We start from the raw sequence: 19864 nt of genomic DNA, 5'->3' as shown, positions 1-19864 counted from the left end.
ATAAAACTAGGAAAGAAGGCAGGGCCCGCTTTCCTAGTTCGATTTATGTCTTCTGTACAGGATATAACTTCTGCGCACATAATTCAACGGAACGCTCCACACATGTACAAGCCGGGTAAACGGCCAGAACGCAAAAATCGCAAAACCCATAAGTACATGAAGCTTGAAAGAAATCGGTACATCTCTCATCAGTGTCGGGTCGACACGGAATATGAACAGGCCGCGGAACCAGATTGAGATCGTCTCCCGATAATCGAATTCAGGCTGTACCGCATTCGTTACGAGAGTTGCAAACATCCCCATGCATACAAGCGCCAACAGCAATACATTTACAATCAAATCAGAAGCTGTACTTAAACGGCGCACATTACGAATTGTAAAACGTCGAGAGGTAAGTATCAACATCCCCAGGAACGTCATAGCCCCAAATATTCCACCAATATAGACCGCTCCAATGTGATATAGATGATCGTTTACACCCAGCGCATGCATCCAGGTTTTGGGTATGCCCAGACCAGACACATGACCAAATATAACAGGAATAATCCCCAAGTGGAATAAGAGACTTCCAATCATCAATTGTTTCTTTTCAATAAATTCACTCGATTTTGCCGTCCAATTGAACTGGTCAGTTCTATAGCGGAAGATATGACCTACGATAAAGATGACCACGCACATATAAGGGAAAATGACCCATAAAAACTGCTCCATCATCATAACGCGGCTGCCTCCTGTTCTACGCAAGCTTTAAGCGTTTCGCGCAGTCCCTTGACCAGATGAAAATACGGGCTTTCCATTTTTTCCAGTGCTTTAAGCAAATGATAGGTGCCGTCTTCCAAAATCGCGATGGGCATGCGGAAGTTTTCTGTCGTCTTTGCATCCTGCACCCATTCAGCGGCATATAAAAATTCACACATGAGCGGCAGATAATCAGGCAGCTCTCCATCTGGCATTTCAAGACCATACATTTCATAGAGGACCTTTAACTTGACCAGCATTTGTCCTCTTTCCTTTGCATCTTCGAACTTGAAGTAAGTCATATATAGTGCGCAATTTTTTTGAAAATCAAAAGTTTCCGTATACATTTCCTGGATTTCTTCCATACTAAACTCTTGCATCAAAGACCAGTACATATTAGCATGCGTATACGCAGGATGATCCGGATTAAAGGATGCTTCCAGAAAAGCCGGATGAAAATCCAGCTTTTCTGGGTACATGAGTTGTTGGGCGAAAAACCCGAATGAAGGCTTGAATTCATACAGTTTCGCTACATTAATCACGCCAAATACCCCCGTAGAAGTTTTCTTCATACATTTGCTTGCCTGTTTTCGAAGGCTCTTCCATTCCTGTGGAGCTTCCCAGGCTACAACCGCTACAGCCAGCTCCTTGAGTTCCACAACTATCCATAGTCCCTAAAGTATCACCGTAACCGGCAGCTCCTTGGGCGCGATATGGATTGGCATAACCCTCTTTATGCGATGTCGGAATGACGAAACGGTCCTCGTATTTGGCAATGGCCAGAAGCCGGTACATTTGCTCTGCTTGACGTGCTGTCATGCCAGTGCGTTCCAGACGGCTTTCATCGAAAGATTGTCCTGTGGACTGGGCGCGCATATAGGAGCGCATCATAGCCATCCGCTGCAGCGATTCTTTCACCGTCTGGGTGTCGCCCGCCGTCAACATATTGGCAAGATACTGAATAGGCGTGCGCATTTCTTCGATAGCTGGAAAGATCATATCCGGATTCTCGATGGAGTCTTTCCCTTCAAAGTAATTCATGATCGGACTAAGTGGTGGTACATACCAGACCATCGGCAACGTGCGGTATTCCGGATGAAGCGGGAATGCCAGCTTATATTCAATCGCAAGCTTGTAGACCGGTGAGTTCTGCGCTGCCTCAATCCAGTCTTGCGAGATCCCATCTTTTTTGGCCTGCGCAATCACTGCCGGATCACTTGGGTCCAAGAATAAATCACACTGTGCTTTATACAGATCTTTCTCATCCTCTTTAGAAGCAGCCTCTTGCACCTTATCCGCGTCATACAATAGAACGCCAAGGTAACGAATTCGTCCAGTACATGTCTCGGAGCAGACGGTTGGCAACCCGGCTTCCACGCGCGGGAAGCAGAAGGTACATTTTTCTGCTTTGTTCGTCTGCCAGTTGAAGTACACTTTCTTGTATGGACAACCCGTCATGCAATATCGCCAGCCGCGACATGCTTCCTGATCCACGAGCACGATGCCATCCTCGTCCCGTTTGTACATAGCACCCGAAGGGCAGGATGCGACACAGCTCGGATTCAGACAGTGCTCGCAAAGCCGAGGGAGATACAACATGAACGACTTTTCGAAATTGAATTTAATCTCTTCTTCGATTTTCTGAATATTGGGATCAAGAGGTCCTGTCACATGGGTGCCTGCCAAATCGTCTTCCCAGTTTGGTCCCCAATTCAGATCCATTTTTTCGCCTGTTACAGCAGATTGTGCACGTGCTACCGGAGAATGCTTCTGCTCTTTAGCGTTGGTCAAATGTTCATAATTGTAGGTCCACGGCTCATAATAATCTTTCATTTCAGGCATATCGGGGTTGTAGAAAATTTTACCTAGCGCTATCTTGGACAGCTTGTTCCCTGACTTCAGTTCAAGCTTCCCTTTGCGAAGCTGCCAGCCGCCCTTATACTGCTCCTGGTCTTCCCAGCGTTTTGGATACCCAATACCAGGTTTGGTTTCCACGTTGTTGAACCACATATATTCCGCACCTTTGCGGTTTGTCCAAGTTGTTTTACACGTCACGCTGCACGTATGGCAGCCAATACATTTATCCAGGTTCATGACCATGGCAATTTGAGCTTTAATCTTCAAGCCAGTTAACCTCCTTCATTTTACGTACCGCTACGTACACATCGCGCTGGTTGCCGATCGGACCGTAATAGTTGAATCCGTAGCTAAGCTGAGCGTATCCACCAACCATCTGGGTCGGTTTGAGATGAATTCTTGTTGGCGCATTATGACTGCCCCCGCGTGTATCCGTGATTTCGGAGCCTGGCACTTGAATGTGCTTATCTTGAGCATGGTACATAAACATCGTTCCTCTTGGCATCCGGTGGCTGACAACTGCCCGGGCGGTTACGACACCGTTACGGTTGTACACCTCCAGCCAGTCATTGTCGGCAATAGCATGAGTCGCTGCATCTTCGTTATTGATCCATACCGTAGGACCTCCGCGGAATAGCGTAAGCATATGCTGATTATCCTGGTAGGTGGAGTGAATATTCCATTTCCCGTGTGGGGTCAGATAACGAAGCACCAGTGAATCCTGACCACCCTTGATTTCCCGATCACGCGTGCCGAATACCATCGGTGGCAAAGTCGGTTTATAGATAGGCAGCGACTCCCCAAACTGCTGGAAGATTTCATGATCGATATAGAAATGCTGTCTGCCTGTCAAAGTCCGGAACGGAACGAGACGCTCAATATTTGTGGTAAATGGCGAGTAGCGACGTCCCTGTTTGTTGGAGCCACTGAATACCGGTGTCGGTATAACTTCACGCGGCTGCGCTGTAATGCTTTGGAACGTGATTTTCTCGGCTGCGCGGTCGGCTGAGATGTCCATCAGCTTCACCCCGTGATCCTTTTCCGCCTCTTCGTAGGCTTTTTGGGAGACACGACCATTGGTTGCCGACGACAGATGGAGAATCGTATCGGCCACTTGGCGAGCTGTCTGGATTTTCGGCAGTCCATCTTTGATGGACTCATCGTAATAGACCCCGTTCAGCTTCTTCAATTCCTCATATTCCTCCGCTACCGAGAAGCTAACGCCGTGCGCGCCCGTTTTTCCTGTAGCCAAATTGGGACCGAGCGAGACATACTTATCGTAGATTTTCGTGTAATCGCGTTCTACGATGCTGAAATTAGGCATAGTTTTACCCGGTACAGCAGCGACCTCGCCCTTCGTCCAATCCTTGACAAGACCCATCGGCTGCGAAATTTCGCCTATAGAATCATGTCCAAGCGGTGCAGTTACAAGGTCTTTATATATTCCCGGCAGATGCACTTTGGCCATGTTCGAGAAGGTTTCAGACAGCTGACGGTAAATATCCCAGTCTGAGCGGGATTCCCAAAGCGGATTTACCGCCGGATTAAATGGATGTACGAACGGGTGCATGTCTGTTGAGGACAAATCCGTCTTCTCATACCAGGTTGCCGCCGGAAGTACGACATCCGCGTACAATGGCGTTGTGGTCATCCGGAAATCAAGTGCGACCATCAAATCAAGCTTTCCTTCTACATCTTCCCGCCAAACGATTTCCTCTGGCTTCTGATCTTCGTTCGGTCGGGCAAGCAGTGCGTCGGAGGCTCCGAGCAAATGCTTCATGAAATATTCCTGTCCCTTGGCCGAGCTGGAAATGAGGTTGGATCGCCAAATAAAGAGTGAACGCGGGAAGTTCTCTGCTGCCCCTGGATCTTCAATAGCGAAACGGGTCTTACGCGATTTAATCTCTTCCACAGTGTGGTTAATGATTTCCTCGTTTGACTTCTTGCCTAATTGCGCTGCTTCTTCAGCGAATAGCAGGCTGTTTTTATTAAACTGTGGGTAAGAAGGCATCCAACCCAACCGGGCAGCAAGCACATTGTAGTCCGCCGGATGCTGGTAACTGACATCTCCCGCAGTCGGCGATTTCAATGTGTCGGTGCCACTTTCTTCATAGCGCCACTGTTCTGTTGCAAAATAGAAAAATGAAGTAGCATTTTGCAATCGAGCCGGTCCCTGCCAGTCTTTTGCAAAGGCAATCGTTGACCAGCCTTCAATAGGACGGCACTTCTCTTGACCTACATAATGCGCCCAGCCTCCGCCGTTGACACCTTGAGAAGCAGTCAGCACGACCAGGTTCAAGATGGAGCGATAAATGGTATCACTGTTGAACCAGTGATTGATACCCGCCCCCATAATGATCATAGAACGTCCTTGGGTGTCGATTGCGTTTTGAGCAAATTCGCGAGCAACTTGCACTACAACCGATGCCTTGACTCCCGTGATCTTTTCCTGCCAGGCAGGAGTATAATGACAAGCTGCATCGTAATAGTCCTTTGCATTATGAGGGCTATCATTACGAGCGACACCATACTGGCTCATCATCAAATCATATACGGTGGCTACGAAACGCTCTGAACCATCAGCCAGACGTACTTTTTTCGCCGGAATGACACGTTTGAACGTTCCGTTACCTGCGTTATCAAAATAAGGGAATACGATTTCTTCCCATTGCTCGTCATGACCTACCACCGTGAGCGCAGGTTCAACCTTTGTTCCGTCTTCCCGCTCCAAGATCAGATTCCATTTCTTATCTTGCTCCCAGCGCTGTCCCATTGTACCGTTCGGAACCATCATTTCGCCTGCTACTTCATCGAATATGACCGGTTTCCAATCTGCATGTTGTGAATCATCCCCCAGATCGCTGGCCCGCAGAAAACGTCCGCCTTTCCAGGCTCCTTCGTGGGGATCAAGCAGAATCATGAATGGCATATCTGTATATTGCTTGGCATAGTTAATGAACATAGGTTCCTGGCGTTCTTGATAGAACTCATCCAGAATGACATGCGTCATCGCCTGTGCCACAGCGGCGTCTGTACCTGGATTGGGTGCAAGCCAGTTATCAGCGAACTTTACGTTTTCCGCCAAATCCGGAGCCACGGATACAACCTTCGTTCCTTTATAGCGTACTTCCGTCATAAAATGGGCATCTGGCGTCCGGGTAAGCGGCACGTTCGAGCCCCACATGATCAGATAACCTGCGTTGTACCAATCTGAGGATTCAGGTACGTCCGTTTGCTCACCCCAAATTTGAGGAGAAGCAGGCGGAAGATCGGCATACCAATCGTAAAAGCTCAACATCTCCCCACCAAGCAGAGAAATGAACCGAGCTCCCGAGGCGTAGCTAATCATTGACATCGCCGGAATGGGGGTGAAGCCTGCAATCCGGTCAGGACCGTACTTACGGATTGTGTAAATTAATTGAGCCGAAATCAGGTGCAGAACATCATCCCAAGCCACACGAACATGGCCGCCTTTGCCGCGAGCCGATTTGTAGAGTTTGGCTTTCTCTGGATCTTCCACAATGCTGGCCCATGCGTCTACCGGATTGCTATGCTCCTTGAGGGCAGCTTGCCAGAGTCGCAATAACTTACCGCGCATATATGGATATTTCACACGTAACGGGCTGTATTCATACCAAGAAAATGAAGCCCCACGCGGGCATCCACGCGGCTCAAATTCCGGCATGTCTGGACCGCAGGAGGGGTAATCGATTTGCTGATTTTCCCAGGTGATGATGCCATTCTTAACAAAAACCTTCCAGCTACAGGAGCCGGTACAGTTAACACCATGCGTCGTACGAATCACTTTGTCATGAGACCAACGCTGGCGATACACGTTTTCCCATTCTCTATTTTTTTCTTCAAGGATTGACCAATTTCCAGAATAGCTCTCGATTGGCTTGAAGAAGTTGAGACTGTATTTTTTTTTCATCGGTGATCAACGCTCCTTTTCAGAATGAATCAGCCCATCGCAAACTCACGGGGAAGATTCATTCGCTTACTCTCATTATGTAATTCATTCATCTCCGTTCCCATTAGGGAATGTCCTATAGCGCTATAGAAAATCCCTCGTTCTATGGAAAGATACAAAAAAAGCCCCCTCTACCAGAGGGAAGCTTGTATGAATAAATTAATTGTTCTTTTGGCCTGTTAACAGGAGCATCATAAAGGAAATCAGTATAATAGAGCATGTCCATACCCAGGCCATAGGAAGATGACCAGAATCTACTGCAATATAGATGGCTGTGGGGATCGTTTGTGTTTTACCCGGAATATTTCCGGCAATCATCAGCGTAGCCCCGAATTCGCCCAGCCCACGGGCAAACCCGAGTATAAAGGCCGCTTTAAAAGAAGGGAAAATCAATGGAAAGGTGATATATCGAAAGACCTGCCATTCATTTGCCCCCATTGAGCGTCCCGCATTTTCCAAGTCCTGATCCACGGAAGCGAATCCCATTCTCAGTGTTCGATAGACTAGAGGAAAAGCCACAACCACCGCGGCCACAACCCCAGCCCACCATGAAAATACAATAGGCTCGCCAAACCATTGCTCCACCAAACGTCCAAACCAACTTTTTCGTCCGAGTAAGATTAACAGTAAAAATCCAACTACCGTTGGTGGGAGTACCAAAGGCAGCATAAGCACGGTTTCAACGAGTGTTTTCCCTTTGAATAATCCTAACCGCGACATGGACCATGCCGCAAACAAGCCTAATAGGATCACCAAAACGCTGGATAACAGTGCAACCTGTAACGATAATCGGATCGGAGGCCAATATTCGTTCCAATCTATAGCCTGCATGCTCACTTCGGTATGGTAAATCCATACTTAGCCATAATATTCAGAGCTTCTTGCGATTGAAGGTATTCATAGAAGCTTTCGGCTTCTTGGATGTGCTTGGAAGCTTTGATAATCCCGATAGGGTACTCAACCGTTGAATAAGTTTTAGAGTCCACCTCAAAGGCAATTTTCGCCTTTTGCGAAGTCAACGCATCTGTCTTATACACGAATCCGACATCTGCGTTACCCGTTTCCACATATTGCAGCACTTGTCTAACATCTTTTGCCTGAACGAGCTTGTCCTGTAGCACATCCCAAAGCTTTACGTTCGTCAGTGCTTCCTGTGCATATTTGCCTGCAGGAACACTCTCAGGAATACCGATTGCTACCTTTTTCACTTCGCTTTGCGTTAAATCCTTTACACTCGTGATGCTCATCGTCCCGTCTGCAGGGATCACCACTACCAACTCGTTCGTCAGCCATGTTTTTTGTTGATTGCTCTCGATTAACTGCTGATCTACGAGAGACTTCATGTTTTTCTTCGAAGCAGACAAAAACAAATCCGTTGGAGCTCCTTGCTCAATCTGCTTTTCCAGTGCACCAGAACCACCAAAGTTGAAATTCAATTTAATACCTTTATGGGATGATTCGTACAACGGTTGAATTTCTTTGAGTGCATCTGTTAAGCTCGCGGCTGCGGAAATGGTCAGATCAACAGTTTCAGCCTTGTTCGATGAATCTTGGCCGGAGACCTCATTCTGGACCGTGCTGCTACCACTTGAAGCTGATTGTTGCCCCGCACCGCACCCCGCAAGTAATAACACAATGGCAAAAATAAAAAAGAGTGCCTGACTATGTTTAACAAATTTCTTCATTTTATTGGCTCCTTACGTTCAGCCTGTCATTAAGTGAGAGTACATTATGAATGGAGTTGTGCCTGTCTGGTACGTTCAACTAAGGTACAATTCTCAAGAAGAATATGATTATAAATGTCCGCTTCCAGATCCTCCAAACGCTTCAATACAAGTCGATGCGTACCACAAGCTTCCTGCAGCGGCTCAAAGCCATTGGTAATCAAGCGCAGCTCCTGCAGTATATCCACAACCGCTTGATGCTCCTCTTGCAACTCGGATAAATGAAAGTGAAGTGCGTCCACACGCTCAAATGCCGAGTCTTGAAAAAACGCTTGAATCAACGGAAACAGGAGGCTTTCCTTGAATTGAATATGTATCGTTAACTTCTGTTTAAGCAAGGTATAAAGTTCATTCACTCGCTTTAGGTGCGAATAACGTTCGCCATGAACCCGCGTTAGTTTGGTAATATACGGTGTGAGCGCCGCTAGTTCTTCACATAACTTTGTGTGATACTCATTCTGAATATAGGCGATCAGTTCTTTAGGTTCGAGTGAGGAAGGTTGCATTTGCTTGTGCTGTGCCTGATTTTCCTCCACTTCATGCACCCGCGCCAGCAGTTCACCAGCGTGAAGCCCCCGGCTGGCAGCTGCTTCACGGAGCGATATTTTCCCGCCACAGCAGAAGTCAATCCGTAGTTTACGGAACAAGTCACTTGTTTTGGGTACTTCTTTCACAATGTCCGCTACCCATGTTTCTTCCGTTAACTGGCTCATTTTTCATTCCCCCATCTTACTTCAGTTTTATACTCAACTCTCATTCTATGTCTCTCTCAAGGCTGAACCAATTAGGGTGATCCCTTTTTCACTCGTGGAAAGAGCCTGATTATAAGAAACCTGAGACCAGCTGTTCAGCTGCTTCTTTGCCTTGAGCAATACAATCTGGAATGCCAACTCCTCCATAACCAGCGCCACAAAGAAACACATTCGGAAAATACTGTGACAAATCATGTCTCACCTTCGCCATCTGTTCTTGGTGCCCAATCGGATATTGTGGCATGGATTGATTACACCGACTGACCTCGGTCATTTCAGGTTGAGCATCGATCCCCATTAGATCTTTCAGGTCTTTGCGGGCTGCTTCCACTAGTTCCTCGTCTGTCATCTGAACCCATTCCTGTGCACCTGCATGGCCAATGTAAGTCCGCAAGAGTGTATACCCTTCAGGTGCGGTATGGCTCCACTTTGTAGATGACCAAGTACAGGCCGTAATCATTTTTCCTTCCTTACGAGGAACTAAAAATCCTGTACCCTCATAGGAAAGATGAAGGTCTGAATTTTTATACGCCAAGGAAATATTCGCTACCGAAACGTAATTGATCTTATGGAGCCAACTTACACTTGCGATATCGGAAAATAATTTAGCTGCCTCAAAGGCTGGAATAGCGCAGATTATTGCATCTGCATCTATGATTTGTCCTTGGTCCAGGACTACCTGATAACCGTTCTCTTTTCTTATGTCAGCCACACGCTGCTCCATCACAAATTGGACAGTGTCGAGCTTTTCCTTTAACCGCTCCACGATGGTCGATAATCCATGTCGATAGGAAAGAAACATGCTTTTCTTGGCAATTTCCGGCAATTTGTTAGGTGCACCCGACTTTCTCCCCGCCCCTTTAGCCATACCTATAATCAGACTTCCATGCTTTTGTTCCATCTGCTTAAATTGAGGGAAGGTTGACTTGAGGCTAAGAGAATACGTATCGCCAGCGTAAATACCAGATAACAAAGGCTCTGTAATCTGCTCCAACACCTCTTTACCTAGACGCCGCTTGATAAAATCTCCCAGAGATTCATCCATATCGCCTTGCTTGGCTGGAATGATCAAATCCATGGCTGCGCGCGCTTTTCCCAATGGAGAAATTAACCTTGTCCGAATGAAGGGAGTTAGCTTGGTTGGAATACCTAAAATAAAGCCCATCGGCATGGTGTGCAGCTTGCCTTTATGCAAAATGGAGGCCGACTTGGCCTTCGGATTTGTTGACACCAAATCAGCTTCCAGTCCCAATTCCATAGTCAAATCCAATATAGCCGTCTTTCTGGCCAGGAAAGCATCCGGTCCTTTTTCGATCATAAAATGATTTTGGCGAACCGTTTGCAGCTTTCCTCCCAGGCGATCGCTTTTCTCCACCAGTGTAATCTCCACTTCAAGCTGCCTGTCCTCTGCCAGCTTTTTCACATAAAAAGCGGCACTTAAACCGCTTATTCCTCCACCAAGGATCACAACTTTTTTAGCATTTTTATTCATAAGCGCACGTTTCCTTCCCCACTCCAGGCATATATGCACAATATGGATCACTCTCTAAGTAATCTCCTGTGATGGCAAAAGCCCTTGCTCTGGAGCCTCCACAGACTGTATTGAATTCGCAGACTCCACATTTTCCTTTAAGCAGAGATTTATCCCGAAGATTATTCATAATCGGAGAGTTCCGATAAATATGGGCCAAACTATCCTTTCGTACATTCCCGCATGTTAGCGGCAGGAAACCACTCGGGTACACTTCGCCGATATGACTGATAAAAACAAATCCATCTCCATCATTTACACCTTTAGGGGCACGCCCTAGAACATCTGCCCTTTTTTGTTCGAACGTTGCACTATGCTGTCCTGCTTTGTGCTTTTCCTGTAGGACCACCCTTCGATAGTGAGGTGCTTCGGTAGCCTTTACACCGTAGGGCATCTGTTGCTGTATCTGATACAACCACTTCATTACAGCCTCATGCTCATCAGGAGTAATCATATCTTTTTCCATACCACGCCCGGTGGGAACGAGAAAAAACAAGCTCCATAACACCGCCTGCATTTCCTTTACCTTCTCTGCAATTCGCTCCAGATCGTGAAGATTGTATCGGGACACGGTTGTGTTCACTTGGATAGGAATGTTCAATTCCTTCAAATAGCCAATTCCCCGCATGGTCGTATTATAAGAACCCACAGTCCCTCGAAAATGATCGTGAATGTCCGCGCATGAACCGTCCAGGCTAAAAGCCCACCGTGATAAACCAACCTGCTTTGCTTTTTCGACTGCTGCTCGTGTCACTTTCGGGGTAGCACTGGGCGTCATTGAAACCGATAACTTTTTTTCCTCAATTGCATATTGAGCCAGCTCAAACAAATCAGGACGCGATAACGGATCTCCACCTGTGAAAACCACTAATGGATGATTCATCTCGGCGATTTGATCAAGCAGCTTTTTGCCCTCTTCAAATGTCAGCTGACGAGGGTCAGGCTTATATTGGGCTTCCGCTCTACAGTGAAGGCATTTTAATGCGCAAGCTCTTGTTACCTCCCAAATGACGATAAACGGGTCTACGCGATAATCTCGTGGCGTTTGCAAAGATATCATTGATGTCTCTCCTTTTTAAAAATATAAAAACAGCACAGATACATAGAGCATCAATGAAAATCCAATTTCAGCCATGCCTACATGCTTTGCCTTTAACTCGAACTTAGGAAGCCATATAGCTCGTATGAACAAAATTAAAAATGGAATAACCAAAAACACCTTGATCCAGGCGGCAAACAGCACAATGATCAAATGATAGATAATAGACGCATAATAGTAACGTGGATTTTTTCTTTCACGGATGATCGTTTTAACATAAAGAGCCGTTCCTATGAAATAACACACCAACAGCAAAAACAGCTCTGTGGTTAGCGTCCAATCTCCGCCTTCTCCAATATGAACAACAGGATATATAAAAGAGCAGAAAAGCAGAATCGCGGCAATGTCATTTAACAAAGCACGCTCATTCTTCATTTTGGCGTAATACATATTAGCCATAAAAAAGAACAGAAGCAGAACTCCGTACCAGATCAACGCAGGTTTAACCCATACTAGAGAAGCTAAAAGAGGAAGGAGTATTGCTCCGTAAATAACAACAGGTTTACGGTATCTTTTACTGTTTCCTGTTTTGATCCATTGGAGAACAGGAAAACTAAATAAATAGATAAAAAACCAGCATACGAATAGAGGTATATGAATGAATTGTTTTGGAGAAGCAGCTAAGCCAAACAAAAATGGAAGAATGAGCATTGCCCAAGCTCCATGCTGATTGGGGATGTATCTACTGATCCCTTTCAAAGTCTTGATCCTTTTTTCACAATGTGTAACATCTTTGTAGCTACGGTTAATCGACTCATCATCCATTCCCCCAAAGTTCAATTTTTCACCCTACTTTAATTCTAAGTATTCTGTCCAATTGAACCAATCAGGGAGTTCCCTTATTTGTTTGGGGGAATAGCCTAACCTGAAGATAAACCTTCACTTTCTTTATAAAAACGTACCGAAGTAATAGTCGAGCGCTTCCTGTGAGTATCCGTCATCTCCTTGCCAGGCTGCTACTGAACAAAAATCATCATTGCCGCCGCGGCGCCTGCGAGGTGTGTCCCGTGGTGTGAGCAATCCTGCATATCCCCATACTTCCATAGCCACATCGCGTTCATTTTTACTGGATGGGAGCACATCTTTCCAGCGCTTCTCCAATTGTCGTGGACCGTTCTGAGCCTCACAGTCCTGAACCGCTTCCAGCATGTTGTGAAGTATTACAAGATCCTCATCAGTAACCTGGAACTCCTCCTCTTGACTGAACAATTCAAGGTCCATCCAGCAATAAAGAAGGTGATTCAGCCGAATACCTCCCCATTTGATTCGTTCAAAATTCAGTACATTCAAATCCTTATTGACGTATTCCTTATCGGACATTAGTTTATTAAAATTACAATCCCCACAGCTACTGTAGTTGGGCAGGACGACAGGCCGCTCCCTATAGGTGTGCAAAGGCAGTTTTGCGGTTAATGCCCAGCTCGATAAGGCGCTTCGTAAATGGACTTTTTTCGTGGAAAGACTGTGTAAAAACGCTGCTGCCACTCGCTCTTTTGTAGCCTTTTGCTGGTGCAGCTCATATAACCTTTTTATAATCTCATCATGTGTAATGGTGATCGGATCGAACATCAAGCCCATACTTTTGGCATATTCAAAATCCTCACCCGAAAAAGGTTCCCTCTCCTGCTTCCAGCCGCTGGAGGACCAGAAAGTGTTCATAAGTATTTTCTTAGCTTTTTTATCCATCACACTTCTCCTTACTCGTCTGACACTCTCACCTTCAACAATCATCTTTATACTTAAAAGCAATGGCCGTATTTCCCGACCGGGGGTCAAAATAAGAAGAGATTTTCCCCCAGTTCAGTTCATATTCCATATAGGGGTAAGGCTTGGTTTGACGATAGCTTGGCTTCATGGACAAATGTTGTTCTAACAAACGATCATGCTCCCTTTGCCGCTTTCTCTCCCCTTCCTCAGACCAATTATCCCATGAGGTTGGAAATTCGTTGCCCTGGAGCGAAATCTCCACAACAATTAGGGTTGTATCCTTAAAGCATACAGACACAAAAAAATGCCGGTGCAGCAAAGGAACCTGATCAAAATGGTACCAAATGTACCCATTTCCTAGCTTTCTTACAGAATGAAAATATTTCGTGTACAAAGCAGTCTCTAACAACTGATCTTCCGTTAAAGAAGAATAAATCGCGTGCTCATTATCAACTTGAATGATTCCCGATTCCCAGTCATTCATTGCTGCCACTCCTTAAGCTGGTATGACAATCTACTAGTTGCTCTCTAGCCTCATTTGTCCACATGTTGGAAAATGGCCTGCCAGGACCGATCCAGCACACGCGTATGTAATCGTCTGGCAAAAACATTTCTAACGATGGCAAGAACGATCACACCCACAAATACAACACTAAGTATGGTAATAGAGGGAACCCAGTAGTCGAACATGGCATTCACCAACACTTGCAGCAGATGTCGTTCCGGCTGCAAATATTCCACCGCCGCAACGATAACTGCTGCCAGCAATATAATCACAGATATGATCAAAAGCATTGTATTAATTACTTTGTATCTGGCAAGCCCTTGCTGAAAAATGCGAGTGCCGGCATATTGCTCCAGCAAGATGATCTGCTTGTGAAAATCATCCTCCACCTGCTCTACAGGCAGGTCGTGCTTCTGAATCAAGGCATGTGCTTTCTTCAGTTCGGATTGAATAAATAGACTGTTCTGGATGGCAGATCCTAACTGACCTAAAACATTCATCTCTTTTTTACCCCATTTCAATATTTAGTAAAAATCAAAGTACCCCCGCCAGATTCCTTCATTCTGATGCTTGGCAAAATAAAAGCTGCCCCCATCGACAATATTCAATCCAGCTTTGGCATCTGACGCAATCTGAAACATAAATTCATAGCCTTCGCCAAAGTCGATGCCTGGTTGAATAAAGCTGGGATAGCCACCGATTTTGTGAACCGCATGTATTTCCTCCACGATGTCCTCAAAATAGTCGGGTTCTTCCTCATCCATGTTGTTGAGGGCATCACCATATTCCTCAGGGATATCTTCCCCGTCCCAAACGGGATAGTCATTCTCTATGAGCTCGGGGAATAACGGGAATGCCTTGATATGCATAAATACCGGACTAAAATCTTTTTCTACCAAATTCTCTACCGACGTATACTCACGAATACACATATATCCTTCCATGTCCTCATGATCCAGAACATCGGGAGACAGGAAGACCGTCAACAGCTTGACATCACATATAGCTTGTGGAACAAAAGGCATAGCAGGCAAATACAATTGCATGATCGGAGCCATAACATTCCCCTGTACATCAACGGGTTGTTCTTCCGCCGGCAAAGCCACTGCAACTCTGCCAATCCAGCTCTGTTCCAGGGAATCTAACGGTCTGTGGCCCCCTGTATGAAAAATAGTAGCTTTACGCTTTAGAATCGTTCTTAGCTTCTCGATAGAGTTGCTGGACAACGAAATCACCCCTTTCTAGGCTAGAGTAGAAACGCAACAGCATACGAGCCTGCTTTAAATCCAAACTCACTTAATCGGTCTTCCATCCCTTGAATTTGACAAAGATAATCTTCCGGTACAGCTGGCAGATCCTGTTCATTGACTAATGTTCCGCCGAGTCTGGCGCGTGCATATTCGGCACTTTTCCACATCGCCTCAAACACAGCTTGCGGCTGCACCGTTCTTACCACATCCATACTGAAAATCAAATCTGCAAAGCGATCCTCTGCAAGTGTACTCAGCCAAAAAAATCCAGGCTCTGTTCCCGTATGTACGCTAAATAGTTCATCATTGCCTCCCGGACCGTGATGGTGTGCATGGAAAATATCCATATCTCCCCACTTCATTCCAAGGCTCAGCATGACATCCCAAATGTCCGCTCCACGATAAGATTGACCTTGATCCGCTACCAGCCTAAGCATGACAAAGTGTTCCCTCTCACCCTCCTGATCTGTAAAGGCTTGTAGCTTTTCCGCTTTTGCACGTGCATGGGCAGCATCCTCCCGAGGAAGCACACGAATGGTCCCCTTCTCCTGAAATCGCGCCGGTAGTGTGTTCATAAAATCAGCAACCTTGGCTTCTTCCAAACAAATCTGCATCTCTACATTGTTGAATATATCCACACAAATACAGATTTTATCATAACGGCATTCGCCTTCTAGTCTACGCCCGACGCTAGTCCATATCTGCAAATCTTGGACATGCCCGTATACGATATATCCTTTGAGCAATTGCAAAATGTCTTCATCTGACAACGTAAAACCATTGAATTCCACATCAATCAGCCAGTAGATATTAGAATCAGGCTCCACTTCATGGACTCCTTTTATTGTCTTTCTAGACCCATGATCCAACTCTACGGCAAGGATGCTCGATACATCCTCACTTCCATATTCAGGTAAAATCAAAATCCTTCCTCCTTATTACCTATTTTTTACTTTATAGTTTCCTATAATTCTCAATCTATATTAAACTATAAACCACCAAGCACAAAATAGGTTAAAAGTGCTGGGTTGTTGAACATGACTCGTAGAAACTCAAAGCTTCGAAAGGGGAGAACTCATGATGCAAAAACTTTGGCAAAAAGGAAAGGCTCTGTCCCTGCCTATAGTGGTGTCTGCATCGCTGATTTCAGGAACGCTGTTGGTAAATAATATACCTACGGTGAATGCGGCTGCGACCAAGGAACTGCTTCAGTTATCCGGACAGACGACTTACTACGGAGAGGTTGAGAATGGACAGCCAAACGGACGTGGTACGATCAAATGGAGCGAATACAAGCAGTATTCGGGCGATTTTGTGAATGGCAAGCGATCAGGAACTGGAAAATATATGAATCAATACACAGATGCAGATGGACAACATCATAAAGTCGTATACAACGGAACATGGAGCAATGACACGATGAGCGGTAAGGGTACGCAGACTGAAAAAGTGACGCAATCGGATGGAACGATCCGTTCGAATCAGATCCAAGTAGGTACTTTTCAGGATAATGGATTACAGAACGGCTACCAAGTGATCCATGCTGTAGCCGATCCAGACTATAGCTTCACTTATAAAAATGGAAAAGAAGTGCTAAACATCTTGCACAGTAATCAGGATCTGGTCCAAAGATGGCAGCAAGGAGAGCTCTTCTCCGTAAATTATAAAAATGGCTCTGTTCAAAAGGAATACTCCATGTTCCCTGAAGAGGTCGCAACCAAAGAACGTCAAAGACAAGCGGCCATCAAGTATCTCAAAGGGATTACCGCCAAGGTCACCCCTCACTTGCAGCAGTTTGAAAAGCTGTCCAAGCAGGTCCCTCTCAAATAAGTTAGAGTATCGCACAGTATATAAATAGCCTCTACGCAAGAAGCCCTCTCTTTCTTATAGAAATTCCTACAAGAAAGAGAGTCTTTTTCCATTTTCTTCATAAATGACATATAAGAACTTCGGATCATAACGACTCCTACTATTCTCCCTTATGCCCATCAATGAACTCATACAAATGACTTATTTTTCGCTCAAACCCCCTCCTTTTTTTGCTAACTCCCGCTAGAATCACTAAAATATAAAGTAATTATTTTAATCATCCGAGGTGGACATCATGGCTAAAATTATGGTTCCTCCTGAGAAACTAGAGGCGGTTTCCAGGCAGTTCGCGCAGGCACGTGAGCTGGGGGCACAAATTTGCGGACAACTGTCACAGCATATTCAAATGCTAGAGAATAGCTGGGCAGGAACGACACAGCAGCGCTTTTATCAGGATTTTCACAAAGCACGTGGACAAATGGACGCTTTTACTCAAACCGTCGGTTCTGTCAGCACAGAGCTGTGTTCGATTGCAGTAAAATTCAAGGAAATAGATACCCAAGCAGACACAGGGATTAACCAAGGAGATCAAAGCGGACAGATTAAGAGCAGTGAAGGAGCAACTTCCGGAAAAAAAGGAAACGATCCCGCAGATATAGCCATTAACAGCCTGTCAGAGGCCAATAAATGGCGAGGGCAACTGGGCTTTGCTGGAACAGCGATCTATAGCGGTCTGGCTTCCACACTTGTGCTCACCAAAACAGTAGAATTCAAGAAAAGTCTGAAAAATCCTACTCGAGCGGTTATACATAATGCGGCATGGGTGAAAGGCAAAGGTAACAATGCTTTTATGCGTAATTTGGGCAAAAGCATAAACCGCCAGTTCGCTAAACCAGGTATTGTGATGAAGGGCTTGAAAGGTTTCGATCGTTTAGCTGGAAAGCTGCAAATGGGTAAGCTCGGCCTTGGGTTTAACAAAGCCAACAGCTTTCCTCAGTGGACGCGCAACGTCATCGCCGGGGTGGAAAAAGGACGCTACGGCATAGCAACACGCCAAATTCCCGGCATGATCGCCAAAAAGCTATATCCAATTAATGCCACCATGAATATTGTGGGCGAAGGCATCAGTCTGGCTGGAAAATGGAAAAGCGGGAAGCTTACCGGAACGGATGTGGCTGTATCTGCTTCTAACGTAGCGATTAAAACCGCCGCAACTTATGGCGGAGCTGTCGTTTTGGGGTCCATAGGCGGTGCTATCGGCGGTCCGGTTGGTGCAGCCGTCGGTGCATACGTCGGCGGTACAGTGGGGAGCTGGGCAGGTGGAAAAGTCGCCAAATTCGCCGAAAAAGGGATACGCTGGGCCAGCAAACTATTTAAATAAACATACACTTAACAGATGGAGAAGGAGCCTGACTATGGACAAACAAACGGTAATTTTAACGCTTGAGGAACTAGGCTTTGCCTTGACCGCGCTGGGTGCAGAGGATATGGCTTCGGGTCTGCTCCAATCCTATTACGGGGAACTAACCGAAGATCGCTGGGAACTGCTTTTTCATGCTGCAACACATAGCCTCGTATCCAAAGGCTTGTTGGAACAGCAGGATGACGGGCAACAGCAGCTTGAATTTGATGCGTTCATTGTTGAAATGCTAGCTCATCTGGTACAAAGCCGCCAAATGCTGCGTGGATACAAGGAGCAGCAGGACAAGCAAAATACATTAACGATACACCATGGAAACGAACGTTTTCTGTATCACTTTTCCAGCCACAATGAACTCCATTTCTTTCGCTGGTCTTCTCCAGAAGACTGGCATCACGATATTGATCAATTGTTCGGCCTGTCGGCTCCCAGCTTCAATGGTCACAGCCGATACGTCGATCTGACAGAAGAACAGTGGAATGAGTTGACCTCATCCAACTTCACGATGCAGCAAATGGCAACGTGGAAACTTCAAGAGTTGGATCAACAAATGATACAAGACTGGCGAGAGGATTTTAATCGTAATCACTGCAGCCTGGATAATTTGAGCCAGATGGTATACACGGACACGGATGAAGAGGGTCCTTCCGTTACGAATCTGCTATTTGTTCTTAAAGGAACGAATGATGTGTGGGTTGTAAGAAATACAGAACTGGATATGCAGGCCACCCCATGCCTGCGAATTGAAAGTGTGACCGAATCAGACTGGAGAGAACGGATCACTCATTTCATTCAGACGTTTGTACCCGACGAGGCGGTATTCCGTGGATAAAATTGTATATCGCAGATCTTTGGCATTTTGGAAAGCCCTGGGCAGCTTGATGTTTGTGGTGATTTGTCTGTTTTTGCTGTTGCTCATTTTTATCGACGAAGATATCTCTGCTCTGCAAATCTTCTTTTTTATTACGTCCGCCATTATTGGAATTCCTTTTTTCGGTAGTTATTTGGTGGTCTGTTTGAGCAGAACGCTTCGTAAGGAACCCTTCCTGTTCATCTTTGACGAACACAGTATTTCCGATGGTATTCGAACTGTCCCGTGGTCTGCAATCACTAAAGTCGAATTCGAGGGGGCCTCCATCCGTAAATGGCTGCGCCCTCGCTTCCCCGCCTTTATTTTTTATCTGAATGACCGCAGCACCTGGGAAGTCAGCACCGATTATGTGTTGAATGATATGGAATTGAATCAAGCCGGGAAACAACTTCGAACTCTCATTAACCAGTATGGCAAGCCAAAGAAAATACGTTCCTGAACATTGCATGGACGCAGCACAATAACTTCCTTGCCTTGAAGATGACCCGTATAAAAAATCCCGTTCGCAATCCGGGTCATCTTTATCCCTTCGATTTGCGCTCTCAAACCTGCTATTTCTTCTTCCATGGCTCCGATATGGCTATACTCAAAGTTCGTTTCTCGATCCCTCCATGAATTTCTTTTATTCCAG

General features: G+C 45.8%; 19 protein-coding genes. 4 read left to right on the top strand and 15 right to left on the bottom strand.

From position 1 onward, the window contains the following. Positions 1-33: 33 nt before the first annotated feature. The 15 genes from narI to KSP24_RS01130 all read right to left on the bottom strand — a co-directional run bounded on the left by narI (position 34) and on the right by KSP24_RS01130 (position 16056). On the bottom strand, positions 34-717 hold the full coding sequence (gene narI, locus KSP24_RS01200) for a respiratory nitrate reductase subunit gamma (RefSeq protein WP_013372381.1): 684 nt from the start codon (positions 715-717) through the stop codon (positions 34-36). Further along, positions 714-1280: a nitrate reductase molybdenum cofactor assembly chaperone gene (gene narJ / locus KSP24_RS01195; RefSeq protein ID WP_013372382.1), complete on the bottom strand. Its 567-nt coding sequence runs from the start codon at positions 1278-1280 to the stop codon at positions 714-716. Before narJ ends, narI begins: the two co-directional genes overlap by 4 nt. Then, entirely contained in the window at positions 1273-2862 is a 1590-nt protein-coding gene (gene narH / locus KSP24_RS01190) for a nitrate reductase subunit beta (protein ID WP_016324613.1), read from the bottom strand. Before narH ends, narJ begins: the two co-directional genes overlap by 8 nt. Then, complete coding sequence (locus tag KSP24_RS01185; RefSeq protein ID WP_216974268.1) at positions 2852-6526, bottom strand: nitrate reductase subunit alpha; 3675 nt, start codon at positions 6524-6526, stop codon at positions 2852-2854. The genes narH and KSP24_RS01185 overlap by 11 nt, the downstream gene beginning before the upstream one ends. 198 nt (positions 6527-6724) lie before the next feature. Next, positions 6725-7402, bottom strand: coding sequence for a molybdate ABC transporter permease subunit (gene modB / locus KSP24_RS01180; protein WP_043886027.1), 678 nt, complete (start codon positions 7400-7402; stop codon positions 6725-6727). Beyond that, complete coding sequence (gene modA, locus KSP24_RS01175) at positions 7399-8250, bottom strand: molybdate ABC transporter substrate-binding protein (protein ID WP_216974267.1); 852 nt, start codon at positions 8248-8250, stop codon at positions 7399-7401. The genes modB and modA overlap by 4 nt, the downstream gene beginning before the upstream one ends. 44 nt (positions 8251-8294) lie before the next feature. After that, positions 8295-9002: a DUF542 domain-containing protein gene (locus KSP24_RS01170; protein ID WP_025679265.1), complete on the bottom strand. Its 708-nt coding sequence runs from the start codon at positions 9000-9002 to the stop codon at positions 8295-8297. A 109-nt stretch (positions 9003-9111) separates the two neighbouring features. Further along, positions 9112-10533 carry a protoporphyrinogen oxidase gene (gene hemY / locus KSP24_RS01165; protein ID WP_216974266.1) on the bottom strand — a complete coding sequence of 474 codons (1422 nt, stop codon included), beginning with the start codon at positions 10531-10533 and terminating at the stop codon, positions 9112-9114. Beyond that, the gene (locus KSP24_RS01160) at positions 10526-11632 is read right to left on the bottom strand and encodes a TIGR04053 family radical SAM/SPASM domain-containing protein (protein ID WP_025679268.1); all 1107 of its coding nucleotides are present in this window, start codon (positions 11630-11632) and stop codon (positions 10526-10528) included. Before KSP24_RS01160 ends, hemY begins: the two co-directional genes overlap by 8 nt. A 15-nt stretch (positions 11633-11647) precedes the next feature. Then, positions 11648-12436: a YwiC-like family protein gene (locus KSP24_RS01155; protein ID WP_043886028.1), complete on the bottom strand. Its 789-nt coding sequence runs from the start codon at positions 12434-12436 to the stop codon at positions 11648-11650. 123 nt (positions 12437-12559) lie between these two features. Then, the gene (locus KSP24_RS01150) at positions 12560-13357 is read right to left on the bottom strand and encodes a hypothetical protein (protein WP_064961992.1); all 798 of its coding nucleotides are present in this window, start codon (positions 13355-13357) and stop codon (positions 12560-12562) included. Between the two features lie 34 nt (positions 13358-13391). Beyond that, positions 13392-13862 (bottom strand): hypothetical protein, encoded by a 471-nt coding sequence (locus KSP24_RS01145; RefSeq protein WP_025679271.1) that lies wholly within the window; start codon positions 13860-13862, stop codon positions 13392-13394. Positions 13863-13912: 50 nt separating this feature from the next. Then, positions 13913-14383, bottom strand: a complete 471-nt coding sequence (locus tag KSP24_RS01140) for a DUF6097 family protein (protein ID WP_025679273.1) — start codon at positions 14381-14383, stop codon at positions 13913-13915. A 24-nt stretch (positions 14384-14407) separates the two neighbouring features. Continuing rightward, a complete protein-coding gene (locus KSP24_RS01135) occupies positions 14408-15118 on the bottom strand; it encodes a DUF1963 domain-containing protein (RefSeq protein ID WP_231124499.1) in 711 nt (236 codons plus the stop codon). 11 nt (positions 15119-15129) lie between these two features. Continuing rightward, positions 15130-16056 carry a cell division protein ZipA C-terminal FtsZ-binding domain-containing protein gene (locus tag KSP24_RS01130; protein ID WP_216974265.1) on the bottom strand — a complete coding sequence of 309 codons (927 nt, stop codon included), beginning with the start codon at positions 16054-16056 and terminating at the stop codon, positions 15130-15132. 157 nt (positions 16057-16213) lie between these two features. On the opposite strand from KSP24_RS01130, the gene KSP24_RS01125 reads away from it, so the two are divergent. The 4 genes from KSP24_RS01125 to KSP24_RS01110 all read left to right on the top strand — a co-directional run bounded on the left by KSP24_RS01125 (position 16214) and on the right by KSP24_RS01110 (position 19672). Then, positions 16214-16963, top strand: a complete 750-nt coding sequence (locus KSP24_RS01125) for an MORN repeat-containing protein (RefSeq protein ID WP_025679277.1) — start codon at positions 16214-16216, stop codon at positions 16961-16963. Between the two features lie 274 nt (positions 16964-17237). Then, positions 17238-18323 (top strand): WXG100 family type VII secretion target, encoded by a 1086-nt coding sequence (locus KSP24_RS01120; RefSeq protein ID WP_216974264.1) that lies wholly within the window; start codon positions 17238-17240, stop codon positions 18321-18323. Between the two features lie 34 nt (positions 18324-18357). Further along, on the top strand, positions 18358-19194 hold the full coding sequence (locus tag KSP24_RS01115) for a hypothetical protein (RefSeq protein WP_216974263.1): 837 nt from the start codon (positions 18358-18360) through the stop codon (positions 19192-19194). Beyond that, a complete protein-coding gene (locus KSP24_RS01110; protein WP_025679280.1) occupies positions 19187-19672 on the top strand; it encodes a DUF5381 family protein in 486 nt (161 codons plus the stop codon). The genes KSP24_RS01115 and KSP24_RS01110 overlap by 8 nt, the downstream gene beginning before the upstream one ends. Positions 19673-19864: the final 192 nt, after the last annotated feature.

Origin of the sequence: Paenibacillus sp. AK121 (assembly GCF_019042715.1) — a bacterium.
Taxonomy (GTDB): Bacteria; Bacillota; Bacilli; order Paenibacillales; family Paenibacillaceae; genus Paenibacillus; species Paenibacillus polymyxa_C.
This window is presented reverse-complemented; position numbering and strand designations above follow the sequence as displayed.